Annotated in this window: 20 protein-coding genes; 14 read left to right on the top strand and 6 right to left on the bottom strand. The window is 61.4% G+C overall.

Annotated elements, in window-relative coordinates; translation table 11 throughout:
* Positions 1–206 precede the first annotated feature (206 nt).
* Positions 207–947 (top strand): carbon-nitrogen hydrolase family protein, encoded by a 741-nt coding sequence (locus tag AC1DNW_RS16885; RefSeq protein WP_477853700.1) that lies wholly within the window; start codon positions 207–209, stop codon positions 945–947.
* 74 nt (positions 948–1021) lie between these two features.
* Here AC1DNW_RS16885 and AC1DNW_RS16880 read toward each other — a convergent pair whose 3' ends face one another.
* On the bottom strand, positions 1022–1354 hold the full coding sequence (locus tag AC1DNW_RS16880; RefSeq protein WP_113299383.1) for a low molecular weight protein tyrosine phosphatase family protein: 333 nt from the start codon (positions 1352–1354) through the stop codon (positions 1022–1024).
* Between the two features lie 235 nt (positions 1355–1589).
* Between AC1DNW_RS16880 and AC1DNW_RS16875 the strand changes: the two genes are divergently transcribed.
* The 6 genes from AC1DNW_RS16875 to AC1DNW_RS16850 all read left to right on the top strand — a co-directional run bounded on the left by AC1DNW_RS16875 (position 1590) and on the right by AC1DNW_RS16850 (position 5615).
* The gene (locus tag AC1DNW_RS16875; RefSeq protein WP_113299292.1) at positions 1590–1904 is read left to right on the top strand and encodes a BufA1 family periplasmic bufferin-type metallophore; all 315 of its coding nucleotides are present in this window, start codon (positions 1590–1592) and stop codon (positions 1902–1904) included.
* Positions 1905–1952: 48 nt separating this feature from the next.
* A complete protein-coding gene (bufB, locus tag AC1DNW_RS16870; RefSeq protein ID WP_477853698.1) occupies positions 1953–2879 on the top strand; it encodes an MNIO family bufferin maturase in 927 nt (308 codons plus the stop codon).
* Positions 2866–3687 carry an HvfC/BufC N-terminal domain-containing protein gene (locus AC1DNW_RS16865; RefSeq protein ID WP_113311082.1) on the top strand — a complete coding sequence of 274 codons (822 nt, stop codon included), beginning with the start codon at positions 2866–2868 and terminating at the stop codon, positions 3685–3687. The genes bufB and AC1DNW_RS16865 overlap by 14 nt, the downstream gene beginning before the upstream one ends.
* Complete coding sequence (locus AC1DNW_RS16860; RefSeq protein ID WP_477853695.1) at positions 3680–4219, top strand: DoxX family protein; 540 nt, start codon at positions 3680–3682, stop codon at positions 4217–4219. The genes AC1DNW_RS16865 and AC1DNW_RS16860 overlap by 8 nt, the downstream gene beginning before the upstream one ends.
* Positions 4220–4426: 207 nt before the next feature.
* Positions 4427–4993, top strand: a complete 567-nt coding sequence (locus tag AC1DNW_RS16855; protein ID WP_113311083.1) for a sigma-70 family RNA polymerase sigma factor — start codon at positions 4427–4429, stop codon at positions 4991–4993.
* Complete coding sequence (locus AC1DNW_RS16850) at positions 4980–5615, top strand: NrsF family protein (protein WP_477853693.1); 636 nt, start codon at positions 4980–4982, stop codon at positions 5613–5615. Before AC1DNW_RS16855 ends, AC1DNW_RS16850 begins: the two co-directional genes overlap by 14 nt.
* A gap of 234 nt (positions 5616–5849) precedes the next feature.
* On the opposite strand, the gene AC1DNW_RS16845 is transcribed toward AC1DNW_RS16850, so the two are convergent.
* Positions 5850–6080 carry a hypothetical protein gene (locus AC1DNW_RS16845; RefSeq protein ID WP_113299298.1) on the bottom strand — a complete coding sequence of 77 codons (231 nt, stop codon included), beginning with the start codon at positions 6078–6080 and terminating at the stop codon, positions 5850–5852.
* Between the two features lie 134 nt (positions 6081–6214).
* Positions 6215–6388 (bottom strand): hypothetical protein, encoded by a 174-nt coding sequence (locus tag AC1DNW_RS16840; RefSeq protein ID WP_477853691.1) that lies wholly within the window; start codon positions 6386–6388, stop codon positions 6215–6217.
* Positions 6389–6593: 205 nt separating this feature from the next.
* Between AC1DNW_RS16840 and AC1DNW_RS16835 the strand changes: the two genes are divergently transcribed.
* The 4 genes from AC1DNW_RS16835 (at position 6594) to AC1DNW_RS16820 (ending at position 10725) form a co-directional block, all read left to right on the top strand.
* Complete coding sequence (locus tag AC1DNW_RS16835) at positions 6594–6794, top strand: hypothetical protein (RefSeq protein ID WP_113311085.1); 201 nt, start codon at positions 6594–6596, stop codon at positions 6792–6794.
* Between the two features lie 672 nt (positions 6795–7466).
* Positions 7467–7730 (top strand): DUF982 domain-containing protein, encoded by a 264-nt coding sequence (locus AC1DNW_RS16830; protein WP_113299301.1) that lies wholly within the window; start codon positions 7467–7469, stop codon positions 7728–7730.
* A 123-nt stretch (positions 7731–7853) separates the two neighbouring features.
* On the top strand, positions 7854–8993 hold the full coding sequence (locus AC1DNW_RS16825; RefSeq protein ID WP_477853689.1) for a hypothetical protein: 1140 nt from the start codon (positions 7854–7856) through the stop codon (positions 8991–8993).
* Between the two features lie 247 nt (positions 8994–9240).
* Positions 9241–10725, top strand: coding sequence for a DHA2 family efflux MFS transporter permease subunit (locus AC1DNW_RS16820; RefSeq protein ID WP_477853687.1), 1485 nt, complete (start codon positions 9241–9243; stop codon positions 10723–10725).
* Between the two features lie 116 nt (positions 10726–10841).
* Here AC1DNW_RS16820 and AC1DNW_RS16815 read toward each other — a convergent pair whose 3' ends face one another.
* Positions 10842–11708, bottom strand: coding sequence for an SDR family oxidoreductase (locus tag AC1DNW_RS16815; protein ID WP_477853685.1), 867 nt, complete (start codon positions 11706–11708; stop codon positions 10842–10844).
* 77 nt (positions 11709–11785) lie between these two features.
* Positions 11786–12442, bottom strand: a complete 657-nt coding sequence (locus AC1DNW_RS16810) for an O-methyltransferase (protein WP_477853684.1) — start codon at positions 12440–12442, stop codon at positions 11786–11788.
* Positions 12443–12534: 92 nt separating this feature from the next.
* Between AC1DNW_RS16810 and AC1DNW_RS16805 the strand changes: the two genes are divergently transcribed.
* Complete coding sequence (locus tag AC1DNW_RS16805) at positions 12535–13161, top strand: TetR/AcrR family transcriptional regulator (protein ID WP_477853682.1); 627 nt, start codon at positions 12535–12537, stop codon at positions 13159–13161.
* Between the two features lie 17 nt (positions 13162–13178).
* Here AC1DNW_RS16805 and AC1DNW_RS16800 read toward each other — a convergent pair whose 3' ends face one another.
* The gene (locus AC1DNW_RS16800; protein ID WP_477853680.1) at positions 13179–13937 is read right to left on the bottom strand and encodes an alpha/beta hydrolase family protein; all 759 of its coding nucleotides are present in this window, start codon (positions 13935–13937) and stop codon (positions 13179–13181) included.
* A 162-nt stretch (positions 13938–14099) separates the two neighbouring features.
* Here AC1DNW_RS16800 and AC1DNW_RS16795 point away from each other — a divergent pair, with 162 nt between their 5' ends.
* Complete coding sequence (locus AC1DNW_RS16795) at positions 14100–14753, top strand: dihydrofolate reductase family protein (RefSeq protein WP_113311091.1); 654 nt, start codon at positions 14100–14102, stop codon at positions 14751–14753.
* A gap of 290 nt (positions 14754–15043) precedes the next feature.
* Positions 15044–16528, top strand: coding sequence for a L,D-transpeptidase family protein (locus AC1DNW_RS16790; RefSeq protein WP_113311092.1), 1485 nt, complete (start codon positions 15044–15046; stop codon positions 16526–16528).
* The last annotated feature ends 226 nt before the right edge of the window (positions 16529–16754 follow it).

The following is a 16754-nucleotide window of genomic DNA, read 5'->3' as shown; positions in this document are numbered from 1 at the left end:
CCTTCGAAACTCTGACCGATAGATGATCCATGTCCATCGCGGCCAAGTCATCAGCTTCACCCGTTCCCCGGAAACGATCCCCCTCGGCCTGGCCGGCTCTGTGGCGGGGCCGGTGTTTATTTCGACGAGGCGATCATGGATGATCGTGGTGGACGAATGTTCATCTGCTCGGCTACGGATAATAGCGAGAGCAACCGGAACCCTGAATGAAAACCGTCCGCATCGCCGCCGCCCAAACCCTGGAATATCGCGAAAATGTCGAGGCCGCCCTGACATGCGCGCTCCACATGATCCGTAAGGCCGAAGCGGAAGGCGCCCGCCTCCTCTGCTTTCCGGAAGGTTTTCTGCAGGGCTACCTGACGGAATACGAAGCGGCACGACGAGCTGCGATGGATCTCGGATCTCAGGCATTCGCAACCGTCATGAGCAGGCTCGCAGATGCCGGCCCCATGATCGTCATGGGCATGATCGAGGTGCAAGGCGAAGCGTTGTTCAACACTGCGGTCGTCATTGAAAAGGGCAAGCTGATCGGCCGATATCGCAAGGCGCATCTGCTCAAGGGAGAAAGGTTCTTCCAGCCTGGCTCCGAGACGCCTGTCTTCACGATCGATGRCCTGCGGTTCGGCATCAACATCTGCTACGACACTGGTTTTTCCKAGGCCGCCCGCAAGGTCGCACTCACAGGCGCATCCCTCCTCGTCTGCTGCGCCAACAATATGATGCCGCGCGCCAATGCCGAGAAATTCCGGGACATGCACAATGCCGCCAGAGGCGAGCGCTGCCGGGAAACCGGACTTTGGCTCATATCCGCCGACGTGACAGGAGAACGCGATGGGCGCATTTCGTGGGGGCCGACGGCGGTATTGAACCCGGCGGGCGAAGTGGAAGCCCAACTCCCCCTCGAATCTCCCGGCCTGCTGATCTTCGATATCGCCGGCGAACTGTAGTCGCCACAGCAGAATTGGTGCCGACCTCAAGCGGAATATACTTCACACCAATGCGCCTTGCCGGCGCAACGCGTTCACAAATACCTCGGAACCTTGCGCTCCAGAAGGCTGACCAGCATCGGATCCATGAACTCGTAATCATCGGGAATGTCGAGGCAGATAATGCGCTTGCCATTCAGCGACTTGCGGAATTTGCGGGTGAGTTTGGCGCGATGCGCCTTCTCCATCACGAAGATGATGTCGGCCCACTCCACCTGTTCCGCATCGAGCGGATTGCAGGCATCATTATTCGTTCCTGCCGACGATACCTCGATGTCCTCGCGCACGGAAAACACCTGCTCGGCGGTCGGGCTTCTCAGCTTGTTCTGGCTGCACACGAACAGCACGTTTCGAGGTTTGATCGACATATCGAAGCCTGTCCGCAAAGTAGGATCGAACGCATGATTGCACCAGCATAAGCACCATCATCGCGCCCGGCAAAGCAGATTCCGTTGCCGGAATAGCGCGGGAAAGGCCGCCTCCGCKCGCCCAAACGCCATCACGCGTTCGTTACCTCCCCGCCTGTAACAACCAGCCCTCTCCTTGCGAATACCCCGACGTGCCCCGCTGAAACAGGGGCATTACGAGCAACGGAGACTATCAATGTTGAAGACTTCCATCAGCACCGCCCTTCTTGCCGGCGCAATCACCTCAGCACTCGCCACGATGGCAAGTGCTGCCCCGCTGACAAAGGCCGAGGCCGCGGCTGCGACCGCTGCCCACAAGGAGAAGTGCTACGGCGTCGCCCTGAAGGGCCAGAACGATTGCGCTGGCGGCCCGGGCACGACATGCCAGGGCACTTCGGTGAAGGACTTCCAGGGCAACTCGTGGAAATTCGTCCAGGGCGGCACCTGCGCCTCGCTTGATCTGCCGGGCGATCGTCATGGTTCGCTGAAGCCGCTGACGCGCGACATCTAAGCACCCGAAACCAGAGCATAAAACCAAATCAGGAAAGCGGAGGCAAACATGGCCAACGTCACCGTGACAACCAACCTTCCCATGGCGACGGAAAGCCCCCTCCGCTTTCCGACACTTCCCGTAGCCGGCCAGGCCGGCACCAGCTTCAAGCCGGAGCATCTTGCAGCCATTGCCGCGGAGACCGGCCCGCAGGGCTTCTTCGAAATCCACGCCGAGAATTACATGGGCGCCGGCGGCCCGCCGCATCGCATACTGGAACGCGTGCGCCGCGACCACCCGGTCTCGCTGCATGGCGTCTGCATGTCGCTCGGCGGCCCGCAGCCGCTCGACCAGGAGCATTTGCAGCGCTTCAAGGCCCTCGTCGACCGTTACGAGCCGGCGCTGGTCTCCGAACATCTTGCCTGGTCGACGCATGTCGATACCTACCTGAACGACCTGCTGCCGCTGCCCTATACGGCTCGGACGCTTGCCCATGTCTGCGATCACGTCGATGAGATGCAGAATGCCATCGGCCGGCCGATCCTGCTGGAAAACCCCTCCACCTACGTGCTCTTTGCGGAATCGGCGATGAGCGAGACGGATTTCATTCGCGAGATATCGCGGCGCACCGGCTGCGGCCTGCTGCTCGACATCAACAATGTCTTCGTCTCCGCCACCAATCACGGCTTTTCGGCGCTGGAATATCTGCGCGACTTTCCGCTCGCCAAAGTCGGCGAGATCCACCTCGCCGGCCATGCCGAACAGGAGGATGACGAGGGCGAGCTTCTCTTGATCGACAGTCATGGCGGACCGGTCGCCGATGCCGTCTGGCAGCTCTATGAGATCGTCATTGCCAGATGCGGGCCGATCCCGACGCTCATCGAATGGGACAGCAGGATCCCCGACTGGCCGGTACTGCGCGCCGAAGCGCTGGCCGCGCAGGCAATCCTCGATCGGCACGCTCACGACCGGGAGACCTCCCATGCGCTCGGCTGACATAGTGCCCATGCGCCGGTGCACACCCGATTTCGCCGGCCAGTTCTCGGCCGCCCTGCTTTCCCCTGATGCCCCGGCGCCTGATCTGGTCACCGGCCCGCGCGGCAAGCGGGCGGAGAAACGCTACGATGTCTACCGCAACAATGTCGCCGTCAGCCTGATTGCGGCGCTGTCATCAATCTTTCCAGCGGTCGAGCGCATCACCGGGACGGATTTCTTCCGCGCCATGGCTCGCTTTCATGTGCGCGAAACACCGCCCGCCTCGCGGCTGCTCTTCGAATATGGCCGGGACTTCCCTGATTTCATCGACCACTACGAATATGCGGCCGACATGCCCTGGCTGTCGGATGTGGCGCGCATCGAGCGCGCCTGGCTGGATGCCTATCACGCCGCCGATGCACCGGCGCTGAGCGCCGCCGCGCTCGCGGCCGTGCCGCAGGAGGATCTGGGCGCGGTGACATTCCGGCCGCATCCGGCAACGCGGATGCTTTCATCGGTTCATCCCGCCGTCACCATTTTCGCCATGAACCGCGGCTCAGAACCGGTCGGCCGCGTCGAGGATCGCCCGGAAGACGGGCTGATCACGCGCATCGACGACGAGGTGACCGTGCGTCTTCTGCCGCCAGGCGGAGCCGCCTTTTTCAACGCGCTCCTATCGGGCGAATGCCTTGCGGCCGCCGTCGCGGCAGGCCTCGATGCCTGGCCTGCTTTCGATCTCTCTGCCGCCATCGGCGAGATGATTGAGGCCCATGCCTTTTCCAATATCAGAGCCTTTTCCGCTATCGAACTGGAGATTTCCGATGTCTGATATGCTTGACTCGCTTTCTCGCAATGGGCCTCATAACGGGCCTCGCAACGGCGCTCTCTCCCCGCTGGCGAGGCTTGTGGCGACGGCTGACGGACTTGTCCGAGCCGTCGCCCAGCCCGATCTTGTCCAGGCCGTCATCCGTCTGGCGCTCGCTGTTCCCTTCTGGCGCTCCGGCATTCTGAAATGGGATKGCTTCCTGCAGCTGAACGATACGGCGATCGATCTCTTCAGCCAGGAATTCATGCTGCACCTGCCGGGCGGGCCTTACCCCTTCCCGGCACCTGCCGTCATGGCCTTTCTCTCCGGCTGCGGCGAGATCATCTTCCCGACCCTGCTCGTGCTCGGCCTCGCCACCCGCTTTGCCGGTCTCGGCCTGCTCTTCATGACCTGCATCGTCGAACTGACAGTGCCCGATGGCTGGCCGATCCACATCACCTGGGCGGCGATGGCACTTGCCATAATGCGCTACGGGCCAGGCCGCCTGTCGCTCGACCATCTGATCGCGCGCATCGCAGGCGCTGCCCATCGCTGACCTGTCGATACGACCCTCCGCTCCAGCCAACCGCCCAGCTCTTCGAGCCGGGCGGCTTTTGCGCTTTGTTGCCGCACTGCTCTTGCCGATTGCCCGCCGATGCGCTCAATAGGCGCCGACGCCGGCTCTGCCTCACGTGCCGMGTCATCAAAATTTTCAGGATGACGGTAACAAACACGTGGCCCCGTGCGTAGAGGTGAGTAGCGGATGAAATATTCGGCCCGCGAAGAGGAATGGGCGGCCTGGATGCGCGCGGCAATGGCCGGCGACGCAACGGCCTATGACCGTTTCCTGAAGGCCGTCACACCCTACCTCCGGTCTATCGCGCGCAGGCGCTGCGACCAGTTCGGTGCCCCGCCGAGCGAGGTGGAGGACGTGGTGCAGGAAGTGCTGCTGGCAGTTCACCTGAAGCGCGCGACCTGGGATACATCCCGGCCGATCGGCCCGTGGCTGTCGACCATCGTGCGCAATAAGCTGATCGACAGCCTGCGCCGGCGTGGCCGCCATGTCAGCGTGCCGATCGAGGATGTGATGGAAACGCTGGAGGCCGACCATCAGGAAGACGGAGCCGATCGCATCGATGTCGACCGCATGCTGGACGGTCTGCGCGACCCGCAGCGCGAAATCGTCCGGTCGATCTCGCTCGGCGGCGCCGGTATCAGGGAAACGGCCGAGAGACTACAGATGACGGAAGGCGCCGTGCGAGTGGCGCTGCACAGGGCGCTCAAAGGATTGGCGGCCCTCTATCGGAGCAACACGCGTGAAAACGGATGACCTGATCAACATGCTGGCAAAGGATGCGCGCGTCCGCCTCCGCTTCGGCCGCGTCTTCCTGATCGCGCTCGTGATCGGCGTTGTGATCTCCGCCGTCCTGCTCATCTCGACCATCGGCATCCGCAGAAACATGGCCGACATGATCGAGACCCCGCGCGTTCTCTTCAAACTCGGCATCACCCTTCTGCTCGCCGTCACCGCCACACGCCTCGCCTTCCGGATCGGTAAACCGGGGCTCTCGCTACGCTCCGCGGCGATGGCGCTTGTGCTGCCACTGGCGGTCCTCGTCATCGGCATCGTCACCGAATTCTTCGTCGTGCCGCAGGCGGACTGGGGGAGCCGTATGGAGGGCCATTTCTCGGCCTTCTGCCTGTTCTTCGTGCCGACCCTTTCAATCGCCCCGCTTGCCGCCATCCTCTATTCGATCCGCCAGGGTGCTCCGGAAAATCCGGGCACGGCCGGCGCGGTGGCAGGCCTTGCCGCCGGCGGCATTGCAGCCGCCATCTATGCCTGGCACTGCCCCGACGACAGCCCGCTGTTTCTGGCGACATGGTATTCGATCGGCATCCTGGTCGCGACGGCAGCCGGCTTCCTGCTGGGCCGAAAGATCCTTCGCTGGTGACGGCGCGACTTCGACATCAGCCGAGCCAGCGAGACAGCCGCAGAAATAGTCATCAGCGCCGGGAACTTTTGGCGTCGACCTCAGTCTGGCATGCGGACTGTACTGCGCGCTTCATCTGATAGAACCATGCACCACAAGGCGCGTCGTGCGATCCGGCCTGTTATTTCCCAATAATTTGGCCCGCTTCGGCGGGCCTTTTTGTGCCTCGGCCGCCGGTAGCGATTGCGACACGCTTTAACGCGTCCGCTTTCCCGTCAGCGCCTGCCAGGCGAGCCGCAGCGTATCGAGGCGGGAGCGAATGCGCTCCTGTTGCGGGATGGCCAGCCGGTTGCGGAAATCGGCAAGCGCCTGGGCTTCAAGTCTGCTTCCCACTTTTTGCGGCAGATGCGGCACGGGTGCACCCGTCAGTCGGTCGATCACAGTCCAGTCGTCGTCGGTCCGACGCTCGATATCGTAGCGGTTCATAGCGGTCAGGATATCTCTGAATTAGAGGTGCGGAGGTCAAGAAAAGCGGCTTTCCCGTACACATGCAATCAGCAAAATGTGAGTGAACGTCAGAAAGTCCGTTCATGGTCAAAATTGCGTTGCCAAAGCCGTCGTCACGCGTTCGGTTTCGTGGTTCTCGTCTTGCCGAGACGCTTGCGAACCTTCGGGGGCCTGGCTTTCAGTTGAGCCTGCGCATACTTCAAATCCAGGAGCGGCAGGGGACGGGCATTGATCGCGGCAATCTCGGCCTCAAGCGCGGCCAGTCCCACCATGATCTCATCGAACATTCTTGCTTCCATATGCCCATCCTCCGCTGCGGCTCATTTCCAGCCGCTACGGTAGCATCCGATAAAATGGCAGGCCAATGCCACATTGGAGCTAGCCCGAATGAACCTCGATTGCCGTCTTTTCGCCATCGCCGCGACATGCATTCATAGCAATAGGGATTTAAGATGCCGCAAGCGTCGGAAAACCAGTCACTGGAGGATAACCATGCACGAGATGACCCCATCGGAAATGCTGAAAGATCCGCTGATCCGCCAGATGCTTCGCGCCGACAAGATCAGCCTGGCAGCCTTTGCCGCCCTGCTCGACGCTGCCGTCCGTCAGCACGCCCGTCCCTCAAACGACGGCACCTTTGCGACGTCGAGGATGTCGGACGCCTGGACCGTCGATGCCGCGGCCTTTATCTGATCGACCGTTTTTTTGCCGATGCCCGTCCGACTCCGGGCACCCCTGAGGCCCGCTCCAAGTGAGCGGGTCCTTTTTATTTGCGACGACGTGAGCCCCGGCTTACCTTCGCATTCCCCCTGGACCCCCGATTTGCTGGAATAGGTCGATGAAGGCGGCAGGCCCTCATGCACGCCTGCCGCCTCCCACCTCCGAGCGTCCGCCGCCCAGCGCTCAAGGAGGGAGGGCCACAATAGCCGGGCATTGTGGCCTTTAGGGGCAGTTGCCCGGAAGATATTCCCGGTGTCATCGGGCGGTAACATCACCCATCTGGAGCAGCCCGATCGCTTTCAGACATATGTCGTTGAAAGCGTTGGGGGAGATCGGACCGCGCCTGTGGATAAGCTGTGGAAACACTGTGGATCAGAGGCCGCATGCGGGCGCAGGTCCGGTGCCGGGCGTTGCCATTTCGTTCCAAATGCAGTCTTCTGATCAGGCCTGCCGTCGGCCTCCGCCGCACCTGAAGCCGACGCAGCCACAGGGCGCTCCGACATGAGTCGTGGAGCGCCCTTTCTTTTGCCGCGGCAAATAAGTCACGTGATCAACATTCACGCATTCCGCAATTCCGAATTTCATAATTCACGCGTATAGTGTGTTCGAGGGTCTCAATCTCCGTGCCTTGAGGGGTCGAGGACAATGAGCTGGAACACGTCATCGGCATTCGCGCCGGTCGGCTTGGTTTTGCGCGGTCGGGAGACGCACACTGTCGTGCGTACGCTCGGCGATGCCGCATACCTGCTGATCCGGGACTGGCCTTTCGATGATGGCGAGGAATATATGATCGCCGTCAAAGCCTGCATCGACGCCATCTGTGGAGACGTTGCCCCGGAACAATTCCGGGAGGCGTTTTTGCGCGCCGCAGACGAGGCTGGTATCGCCGCGTTGACCATCGTTCATTGATGGGCGTCCATTGATGGGCGTCCATTGAGGCAAAAGGCACAGACCGCATTGATTTTCTCGGAAAAACCGTCATCTGCTGCCGGCGGCGCGATGATGCGCGCAGGCTGAAACATCCGAGAAGCAATGAAGACAGCAGCAATCATCGGCGCAATCGCCTGCATGGCCCTCGCGGAGGTCGCAGTCGCGCAGTCGGATCTCAATGCCGCCCCGATCCAGCCGGATTACGTCGCCGTCATGCAGGCGCTCGACAAGGACGGCAAGCCGGTTGATCCGACTGTCACCATTATCCATCACGACGGCATGTTTCTGAGCGAGACGCTGCGCGACGACCGGGCCAGCATCGGCTTCGGACCGGACAGGGACAGCCCCGTCCTGCGCTGGAGCAGGCAGGCGGATGGCGAGGTGACCTTCCTGGAGCTTCTTCTTCTCTACCGCAAACCGGACACCGCGAAAGCCGAAACGCCTCAGGCGCTCGCCGAGGTTTCAAACGTCGCCGGCGAAAACTGCATGTGGCGCGAAACGGCGAGCAACCCGCCCTCATCAGGAACGTTCATTGCGCGCGAGCAGAACTGCATCACCGACGACGGCATTGTTATCGAAACAAAGCTGCTGACGCCGAACGACGCGCCGATCTATCACACCCGCCTCGCCAGACTGGACCGCCGCACCGTCGCTCCCGAAGAGATCTACCCGCCATCGGAGATCCTGACCCCGGAATTCTGGCTGAGACCGATCCGCAGCCACAGTACCGATCCTTCCCAGCCCGATTTCGACATCGCGCTGGAAAGCGTCGGCGGCTCGACGATCCGCTTGCTGCGGCATTATCCCTGGCACTTTTGGGAAAAGCGGGACCGTGGAGGCTCTGTTCGCATCAAGATCTGGAACATACTCGACGAGGCTCAGGGCATTTCCTATCAGCAGTCTGGCAGCTATCGCAGGCTCACGGCCGGACGTCCGGCAGCCGATGGCTCTGCCTCTCTCAAATTCGATGAGACAACCGGAAAGGTCTCGCTCGGCAAGAGCGAAACCATCCTCGGCGAGACCTGCGAATGGTTTGATCTGATGCCGGGAGTTGACGATGCCGGAAACAGCGAGTGCCTCACAGGCGACGGGCTGCCGCTCAAGCTTGATATCAGCGGGATGAATCTGGCTTTCCCTTACACGGCCACATCATTCCGCCGCCGCCCTGTCGCTCTCTCGGAGATGCGCTTGCCAGCCGAAGCATTTTCGCTGGAAGAATGGGGATTGCCCGCGGCGCAGTGATGCCGATGCGGGATGTCGTCTTTTACGTCGTGCCGCGGGATATCCCCTATTGCTGCGTTGTAAAAAGCCAACAAAGCAGCCTCTTCCCTCATAAACACACCCAATTTCCATGCGCCCGCTACAAATCGCCTTGCATCCCAGCGACAGCATAAAGACATAGGAAATACGCATACCCGGTGTCGCAATTAGCCCGGCACTTTCGTCTTAAGGCAGAACTCCTTCTTTCAGATATGGATATAGGAACGCCATGACCAGTGAACCCTTGCTTTCAGAGATCGAAGAACAGGCCGAATTGCCGGTCGAGGACCATAGCGCCCGCAACAGGCTGGTGATCGGCCTGCTGCTCGTCTCCGCCTTCGTGGTCATCCTCAACGAAACCATCATGGGTGTGGCGATCCCGCATCTGATGACGGATCTGAAGATTCCGGCGAGCTCCGCCCAGTGGCTGACCTCGGCCTTCATGCTGACCATGGCCGTCGTCATCCCCGTTACCGGCTATCTGCTGCAGCGGCTGAACACGCGGCCGGTCTTCATTCTCGCCATGTCGCTCTTTTCCGCCGGCACGCTGGTTTCCGCTCTCGCGCCCGGTTTCCAGGTACTGCTCATCGGCCGCATCGTCCAGGCATCCGGCACGGCGATCATGATGCCGCTCCTGATGACCACGATCATGAACCTCGTGCCACCGCATTCGCGCGGCAAGACGATGGGCAATATCTCGATCGTCATTTCAGTGGCGCCGGCGATCGGCCCGACGATATCAGGCCTCATCCTCTCCTCGCTCGACTGGCGCTGGCTCTTCCTGCTGGTGCTGCCGATCGCGCTGGCCGCCCTTGCCCTCGGCGCCTCGAAAATCGAGAACGTTACCGTCCCATCAAAGGCGCCGCTCGATATCCTTTCTGTCGTGCTCTCGGCGATCGGCTTCGGCAGTTTCGTCTTCGGCGTCAGCGAACTCGGTGCCCCCGAAGCCGGCGTGACACCTCTCGATCCCCGCGTGATGCTCGTCGCTGGCGCCGCCGTCATCGCCATCTTCATCTGGCGGCAGATCCATCTTCAGAAATACGAAAAGGCGCTGCTCGACCTGCGCACCCTGCAGACGACGACCTTCACCATTGCCGCGGGCATGATGGCGATCCTGATGATGTCGATGTTCGGCGTCTTTATCCTGCTGCCGATCTATCTGCTCTCGGTGCTCGGCCAGACGACACTCACGACCGGTCTGCTGCTTCTGCCCGGCGGGCTGATCATGGGCCTCTGTGCCCCCTTCGTCGGCCGCCTTTTCGACCGCTATGGGCCTGCCCGCCTCGTCATCCCCGGCGCCATACTGTTTAGCGGCGTGATGTGGAGCCTGACCTTCATCTCCACGACGACCCCGGTCTGGGTGGTGCTCGCCATCCACATCGTCCTCAGCATCGGCCTTGCCCTGATGTTCACGCCGCTCTTCACCGTCAGCCTCGGCTCCCTGCCGCCGAAACTCTATTCCCACGGCAGCGCCATCATCGGCACCACCCAGCAGGTCGCCGGTGCCGCCGGCACCACGCTCTACGTCGCCATCATGACCTGGCGCGCCGGCATCCTGACTCAAGGTGAGACAGATGCCGCTACGGCAACCGTCGGCGGCATGCAATCCGCCTTCTTCGTCGGCGCGCTGATTTCGCTGGCGGCCGTGGTGGCATCCTTTTACGTCCGCCGCCCGCCCGGCCAGCCTGAGGGGCAGCCGATGGGCGGCCACTGAAATCATTCACCGAAGCTGGAGCAATTCCGGCAAAATTGTCCGGCGGATTTGTGCCGGAAATTATGTGAAAACAAACAGATAGAGGGTTTCCTTAGTTCGGAGAAAACGGAAATCCTCTAGCGCGCGTAATAGCCGGGCTGATCGAGATCATCGATCAGGCCTCGGCACGTCGGCTGCCAGCCGAGCAACCAGCGTGTATGGGCGCTGGAGGCCGCCATGTTCGTCGCCGCCATATTGGCAAACCAGCCGAAATGTTCGCGGGGGCGAGACTCCACCGGCAGGCCGAGCTGGCGTCCGATCACCTCGGCGATCTCTCGGAACGGCACTGCCTCGTCGGCGACGGCATGATAGGCGGCTTCGGTCACCCCGCTTTCGAGCGCCAGCCGATAGAGGCGTGCGGCATCCAGCCGGTGCACGCCCGACCAGCAATTCCTTCCGTCATCCGGATAGGCGGATACGCCGGTCTCTCGGGCGATGCGCACGAGGATCGGGACGAAACCATAGTCACCGATACCGTGTACGCTCGGGGCAAGACGCACCGTGGCCGCGCGTATCCCCTGCCCGGCAAGTGTGCGGGCGGCAACTTCCGATTTGCGAGGAGATGCCGGGTTTGGCAGATCCGCTTCCGTTGCACCGAGCGGAAAGCCCAGCAGGCCTGATGTGACGATGAGCGGACGATCCGATCCGGCAAGCGCGCTTCCGAGCGCATGGATCGCGCGCTCGTCCTGTGCGGCATTGTCGAGAAACTTCGAGAAGTCATGGTTGAAGGCGGTATGGATCACTGCATCAGCCTTGGCGGCCGTCTCGCCGAGAAGGTCGAGATCATCCAGCGATCCCGGAACGAGTCTTGCGCCGATGACCGCAATGGCCTTGGCTTTTTCGATCGAACGGACAAGCCCGCTGACCTTGTGACCGGCGCGGACCAGTTCCTCGACGATGGCGGTGCCGACCCAGCCGGTCGCGCCCGTTACKAATATGTGCATTGCTGCGATCTCCATTGCGGGCACCCCATCGGGCAGCCCGTGTTGACGTTAGGGTGTTGTGCGGGAAGTAGTCGAAGTCAGGCCACGCGCATCGACAGCTCGATGTCGTCGGCAAACGGCGTGGACATGTATCCACCTGCGGGCGAACGGACATGATCCAGATATTGGGGGCAGTAATCGGCATCGTCGGCGATCACGAGCGCACCGGGCCGAAGCCGGCCTTCGACCAATGCCAGAACCTCAGGATAAAGCGACTTCGCTCCGTCAAGCAGAAGCAGGTCGATATTGTCAGGAAGATCGGTGCTCAATGTCTTGAGCGCATCGCCTTCCCGGATTTCGACGAGATCGGCAAGGCCGCCTTCGACGAGGTTCTGGCGAGCCCGCGCAACCTTCGAAACCTCGAATTCGCTGCTGATCAGCCGCCCGCCGCCATTGTCGCGGAGGGCCGCTGCAAGATAAAGCGTCGAAAGGCCGAAGGACGTACCGAACTCCACGATGGTCCTGGCATCGGTGCTGCGCGCCAGCATGTAGAGCAGCTCTCCCGTCTGGCGGGAAACCGGCAGCCACAGGTCCTTCATGCGTCCGTAGAAATCGAGATATTCGGTCTTGCTGTGCATGAGCCGTTCCCGCTCGTCGCGGGAGAGCGCAGCCATGGCCGGGCTGGTGGCTTTGTCGGCCTCGGCAAACAGTTGATCGAGAAGCGGCGCGAGCGGTGCGCTTGCGAGGGTGTTCATCAGAGAAATCCTTCATGTCGAGATGGCTTGCTTTCGAAATGAAAATACGAATAATCCGTCGCATTCGCTAATCGCATTTGCGGAACACCTCGATGGCCGATCGCCCAAGTCACGGAATTTCTTCGAGAAAATCGCCCAGACAGGCGCGCTCTAATGAGCTCGTAAACACCATTCTGCAAGCTGCTGTTCAGGTTTTGGCGCAGGAAGGCGCACAGCGTTTCACGACCGCCAGGGTGGCTGAAAGAGCCGGCGTCAGCGTCGGCTCGCTCTATCAATATTTCCCCAACAAGGCGGCCATCCTGTTCCGGCTCCAGAGCGACGAATGGCGGCAGACCTCCCATTTGCTGGGCGAAGTCTTGAACGACACCGCCCGCCCGCCCCTCGACCGGCTACGATCGCTCGTCCACACCTTCATTCGCTCAGAATGCGAGGAAGCCGCCGTCCGTGTGGCGCTGAACGACGCGGCACCTCTCTATCGCGACGCCCCCGAAGCCCAGGAGGCACGGCAGGCCGGCGACCCCATTGTCGAGCAGTTCATGCGGGAAGCGCTGCCCGATGCATCGGACGCAATCCGCACCATGGCCGGAGACCTGGTCACGACGACGATGAGCACGGTCGGAAAGGAATTTTCGGAAACAGCGCACAACGAGAGCGAGATCTCGGCCTTCGCAGACGCCATGGCCGACATGTTCTGCGCCTACCTCCGCAGCCTGKGCTGAGCGAGCCGCTCACCGGCTTAATGATATGTCACAACCGGATCGAACATCCTTTGCAGAAAGGAGCGCTGCGCCGCCTGCGCATATTCCCGGGGAATGTGGTGCCCGCATTCGAAGACGTGGAGCATGACCGGCACTCCGGCATCCGACAGCGCATCCGAGAACCGTTCGGCCTGGACAACGGGAGCACGCTCATCGAGCCTTCCGTGCAGCAGCAAGGTTTCCGCCCGGATTTTCGGTGCGTGATGCAGGGCCGAGCGGGCCAGGAAGGCTTCGCTCGACAGGCCCGCTTCCTGCTCGATCGCCCGCCGCAAACCTTCCCAACTGGCCTCATAGGCAGCTTTGAGATCGTAGATACCGCTGCGCAGAATGACGGCTCTGAGATCGGGAACCTGGGCTGCGACCATGGCCGAGGCGACCGCTCCCCGGCTGTTGCCATAGAGAAGGATGCGGCCAGGGTCGACGCAAGGCTGCTCCCGCAGGAAGGAGAGTGCGGCCATGATCGCCCGCTGGGTGTTCGGACCACAGAAATCCGCCGGTCCATCAGAAGCCCCGAAGCCCGGCTGCGAGACTGCCGCCGCGGTGATATTCAAACCGGCACAGAACCGGAGCAGCGTACCGGTATCGACGGCCTCTTTCGCGCCAATGAGACGGCCGCCCTGATTGCCGTGGACGAACAGGATGGCTCCTGCAGGCGTTTTGCTGTCAGGCTGAGCTTGAAAAAGCTCCACACTTGCCCCGTCGCCTCTGTCGATGAGATGTCGTGTCACATCAGGCATTTTCACCCTCGAGTTCCAGCAATAACGCGCAATGAAACTCGCATGTGCGGACAGGCAAGTCTCCTATAAATTTCTGCGGAATTTGTCGGTGCGATGTTCCCTTCTTCGTCCTTAGGCCGAGATCCGGCCCTACTAGCAGGATCACCAAGAGGAGAAGCATCCATGAGAAAGATCATCGCCTCGACATTCGTCAGCCTCGACGGTGTCATGCAGGCACCCGGCGGCCCTGAAGAGGATCCCGTCAACGGTTTCAGGTTCGGCGGCTGGGTATTCCACTGCTGGGACGACGCGCTGGGCGGCGTGATCGGCGTGCTCTTCGCAAAGCCCTTTGCGCTGCTGCTCGGCCGCAAGACCTACGACATCTTCGCCGCCTACTGGCCCTATCAGAAAGATTCGATCGCCGACGCCTTCAATCCCGCAACCAAATATGTCGCGACGCACCGGCCTGAAGCCCTCACCTGGCAGAATTCGCAGGCGCTCGGACCTGACGTCATCGCGGCACTACAAAAAATCAAGCAGGAGAACGGGCCGGACCTGCTGATCCAGGGATCGGGCAATCTCATCCAGACCCTGCTTGCCAACGACCTGATCGACGAAATGACGGTGCTGACCTTCCCGCTGCTTCTCGGCAAGGGCAAACGGCTGTTCGAGGGCGGCGGCGCGGCACCTGGCGCCCTCAAGCTCACGAGATCGGCGGTGTCGAGCACCGGCGTCATCGTCGCGACCTATGAGCGGAACGGCGAAGTCCAGGCAGGCTCGTTCGTGTCTGATCAACCGTCCGAGGCCGAGCTCGAACGCCGCCGGAACTGGCAATAGCCGTGCTGTCATGGTCGCCGCGGCCTCCGGCGGCGGGACCCAAGCTTATGCCGATTCCGCCGCCATCATAATGATGCCGCTGCCTGCCCGGTATCCAGGCCGCTCGGTGCTGCCGAAAAAGTGATTTCCTTCCAACGGCTTCTGTTCTCTATGGGCTTGCCAGAAACGCTCTACGCCCATCTTCTGCCCGAATGTTGGCGTTCTAGTCAGGCTTCACCCTGGACGGGCTGCCCATGCGGACTGAATACGCGCCGCGACAGTATTTTTTATCAGGTTTCGAGGACATCAGAATGCCACTGAGAACATCTTCCCGCTGGATCGCACCGCTTGCCGGCCTGCTGGTGCTCTCGGGAAGTGCAATTGCCGTGCGCGCCGAGCCGCAGCCGGCACCGCCGGTCACACAGGCCAGCCCAAGAATCGGCTACACGGTCCCCGCCCGCCGGCCGGCCCATATTTCCAGGCAGGATACGAGCTCCTCGCTGTCTGCGCTCTTTGATTCCGCCAGCGGCAATCAGGCCAAGGTGTTGAACGAAATGGGCGGACTGTCGGTCTCGATGAACAATGACATCGCCGATGCGATCGAAGCCTATTACGCCCAGCCGAAGGCAAAGCTCATCTGGATCGATGGCAGGGGGCCTACCCCCAAGGCAGCACAGGCGCTCAGCCTTCTGAAACAGGCCGACGACTGGGGATTGAATGCCGGCGACTATGCCGTTGCCCCTCCTCAGAGATCGGATGCGAAGTCGCTGTCCGAGTTCGAAGTCTCCCTCTCGGCCAAGATGCTGATGTTCCTTCAGGACAATTTCCGGGGCCGCATCGATCCCAACAAGCTGTCGAACTATTATGATTTCAAGCGCAAGCCGGTCGATCTGAAGGGCACGATCGCCCAGCTCTCGGCCACGCCTGATCTGATGGTGGTCTTCGACCGCCTGCTGCCGAGCAACCCGAAATTCGCCCAGCTCGCCGCCGAGCTGCACTACCTGCGCACCTCAGGCCAGGGCGGCGATAGCGCCGCCAACATCAACAAGGTGATCGTGGCAATGGAGGAAATGCGCTGGCTGCCGCAGGAATTCCCGGAGCGATATGTTTTCATCAACCAGCCGGCCTACATGGCCTACTATTATGAAAACAGCACGCTGACGCTGTCGATGAAGGCCGTGATCGGCCAGCAGGACCACCAGACGAATTTCTTCGACGCCTCGATCAAGACGGTCCAATTCAACCCCGACTGGGGCGTGCCGCAATCGATCATCCGCAACGAGATGCTGCCGCACCTGAAGCGCGACCCCGCTTATCTGGACAAGGAAGGCTATGTGGTCTCGGTCAAGGGCAAGACGATGCCGTCCGCCAAGGTCGACTGGTCGCAGCCGCTCGAAAATATCGGCGTCGTCCAGCCGCCCGGAGCGGACAATGCGCTCGGCCAGTTGAAGATCCTCTTCCCGAATTCGCACGACATCTACATGCACGACACCCCCGCCCGCGGTAAATTCGCCTCGCAGGACCGCATGTTCAGCCATGGCTGTGTGCGCCTGGAAAACCCGAAGGCGATGGCAGCCGCAGTCCTGAAAACCTCGGTCGAGTTCGTCGATCAGCAGATCGCGGACGGCGCCAAGAAGGATATGCCGGTTCCGGAACAGGTTCCGGTCTATGTCTCCTATTTCACCGCATGGCCGACCGACGATGGCGTCATCCACTATTTCGACGACATCTATGGCCGCGATGCGGAAACGCTGACGGCGATTTCGGCGACGACCGCAAGCCGCGCTCGATCGTAAATCGGCCGGGGCTATGCAGCCCCGCATCCTCCATCGCCCTGTCTATCGGTCTTCCGCAGCCACCAGATATGTGCGCTTTACACATATTTGTTGACGGCGTTTTCCGCTCCTGATATATGTGCATTATACACACAATGGAGCGGATATGGCACAGGAAATCTCAACCGGCGCACGGATGTGCGGTGCCGGCGCGGCAGAACCGCGCCTGGCGATCAGGCCGGTCGAC

It is taken from the genome of Rhizobium sp. 05L429, assembly GCF_056397645.1.
Note: the sequence above shows the minus strand (reverse complement) of the source record. Positions and strands in the feature narration are given on the sequence as shown.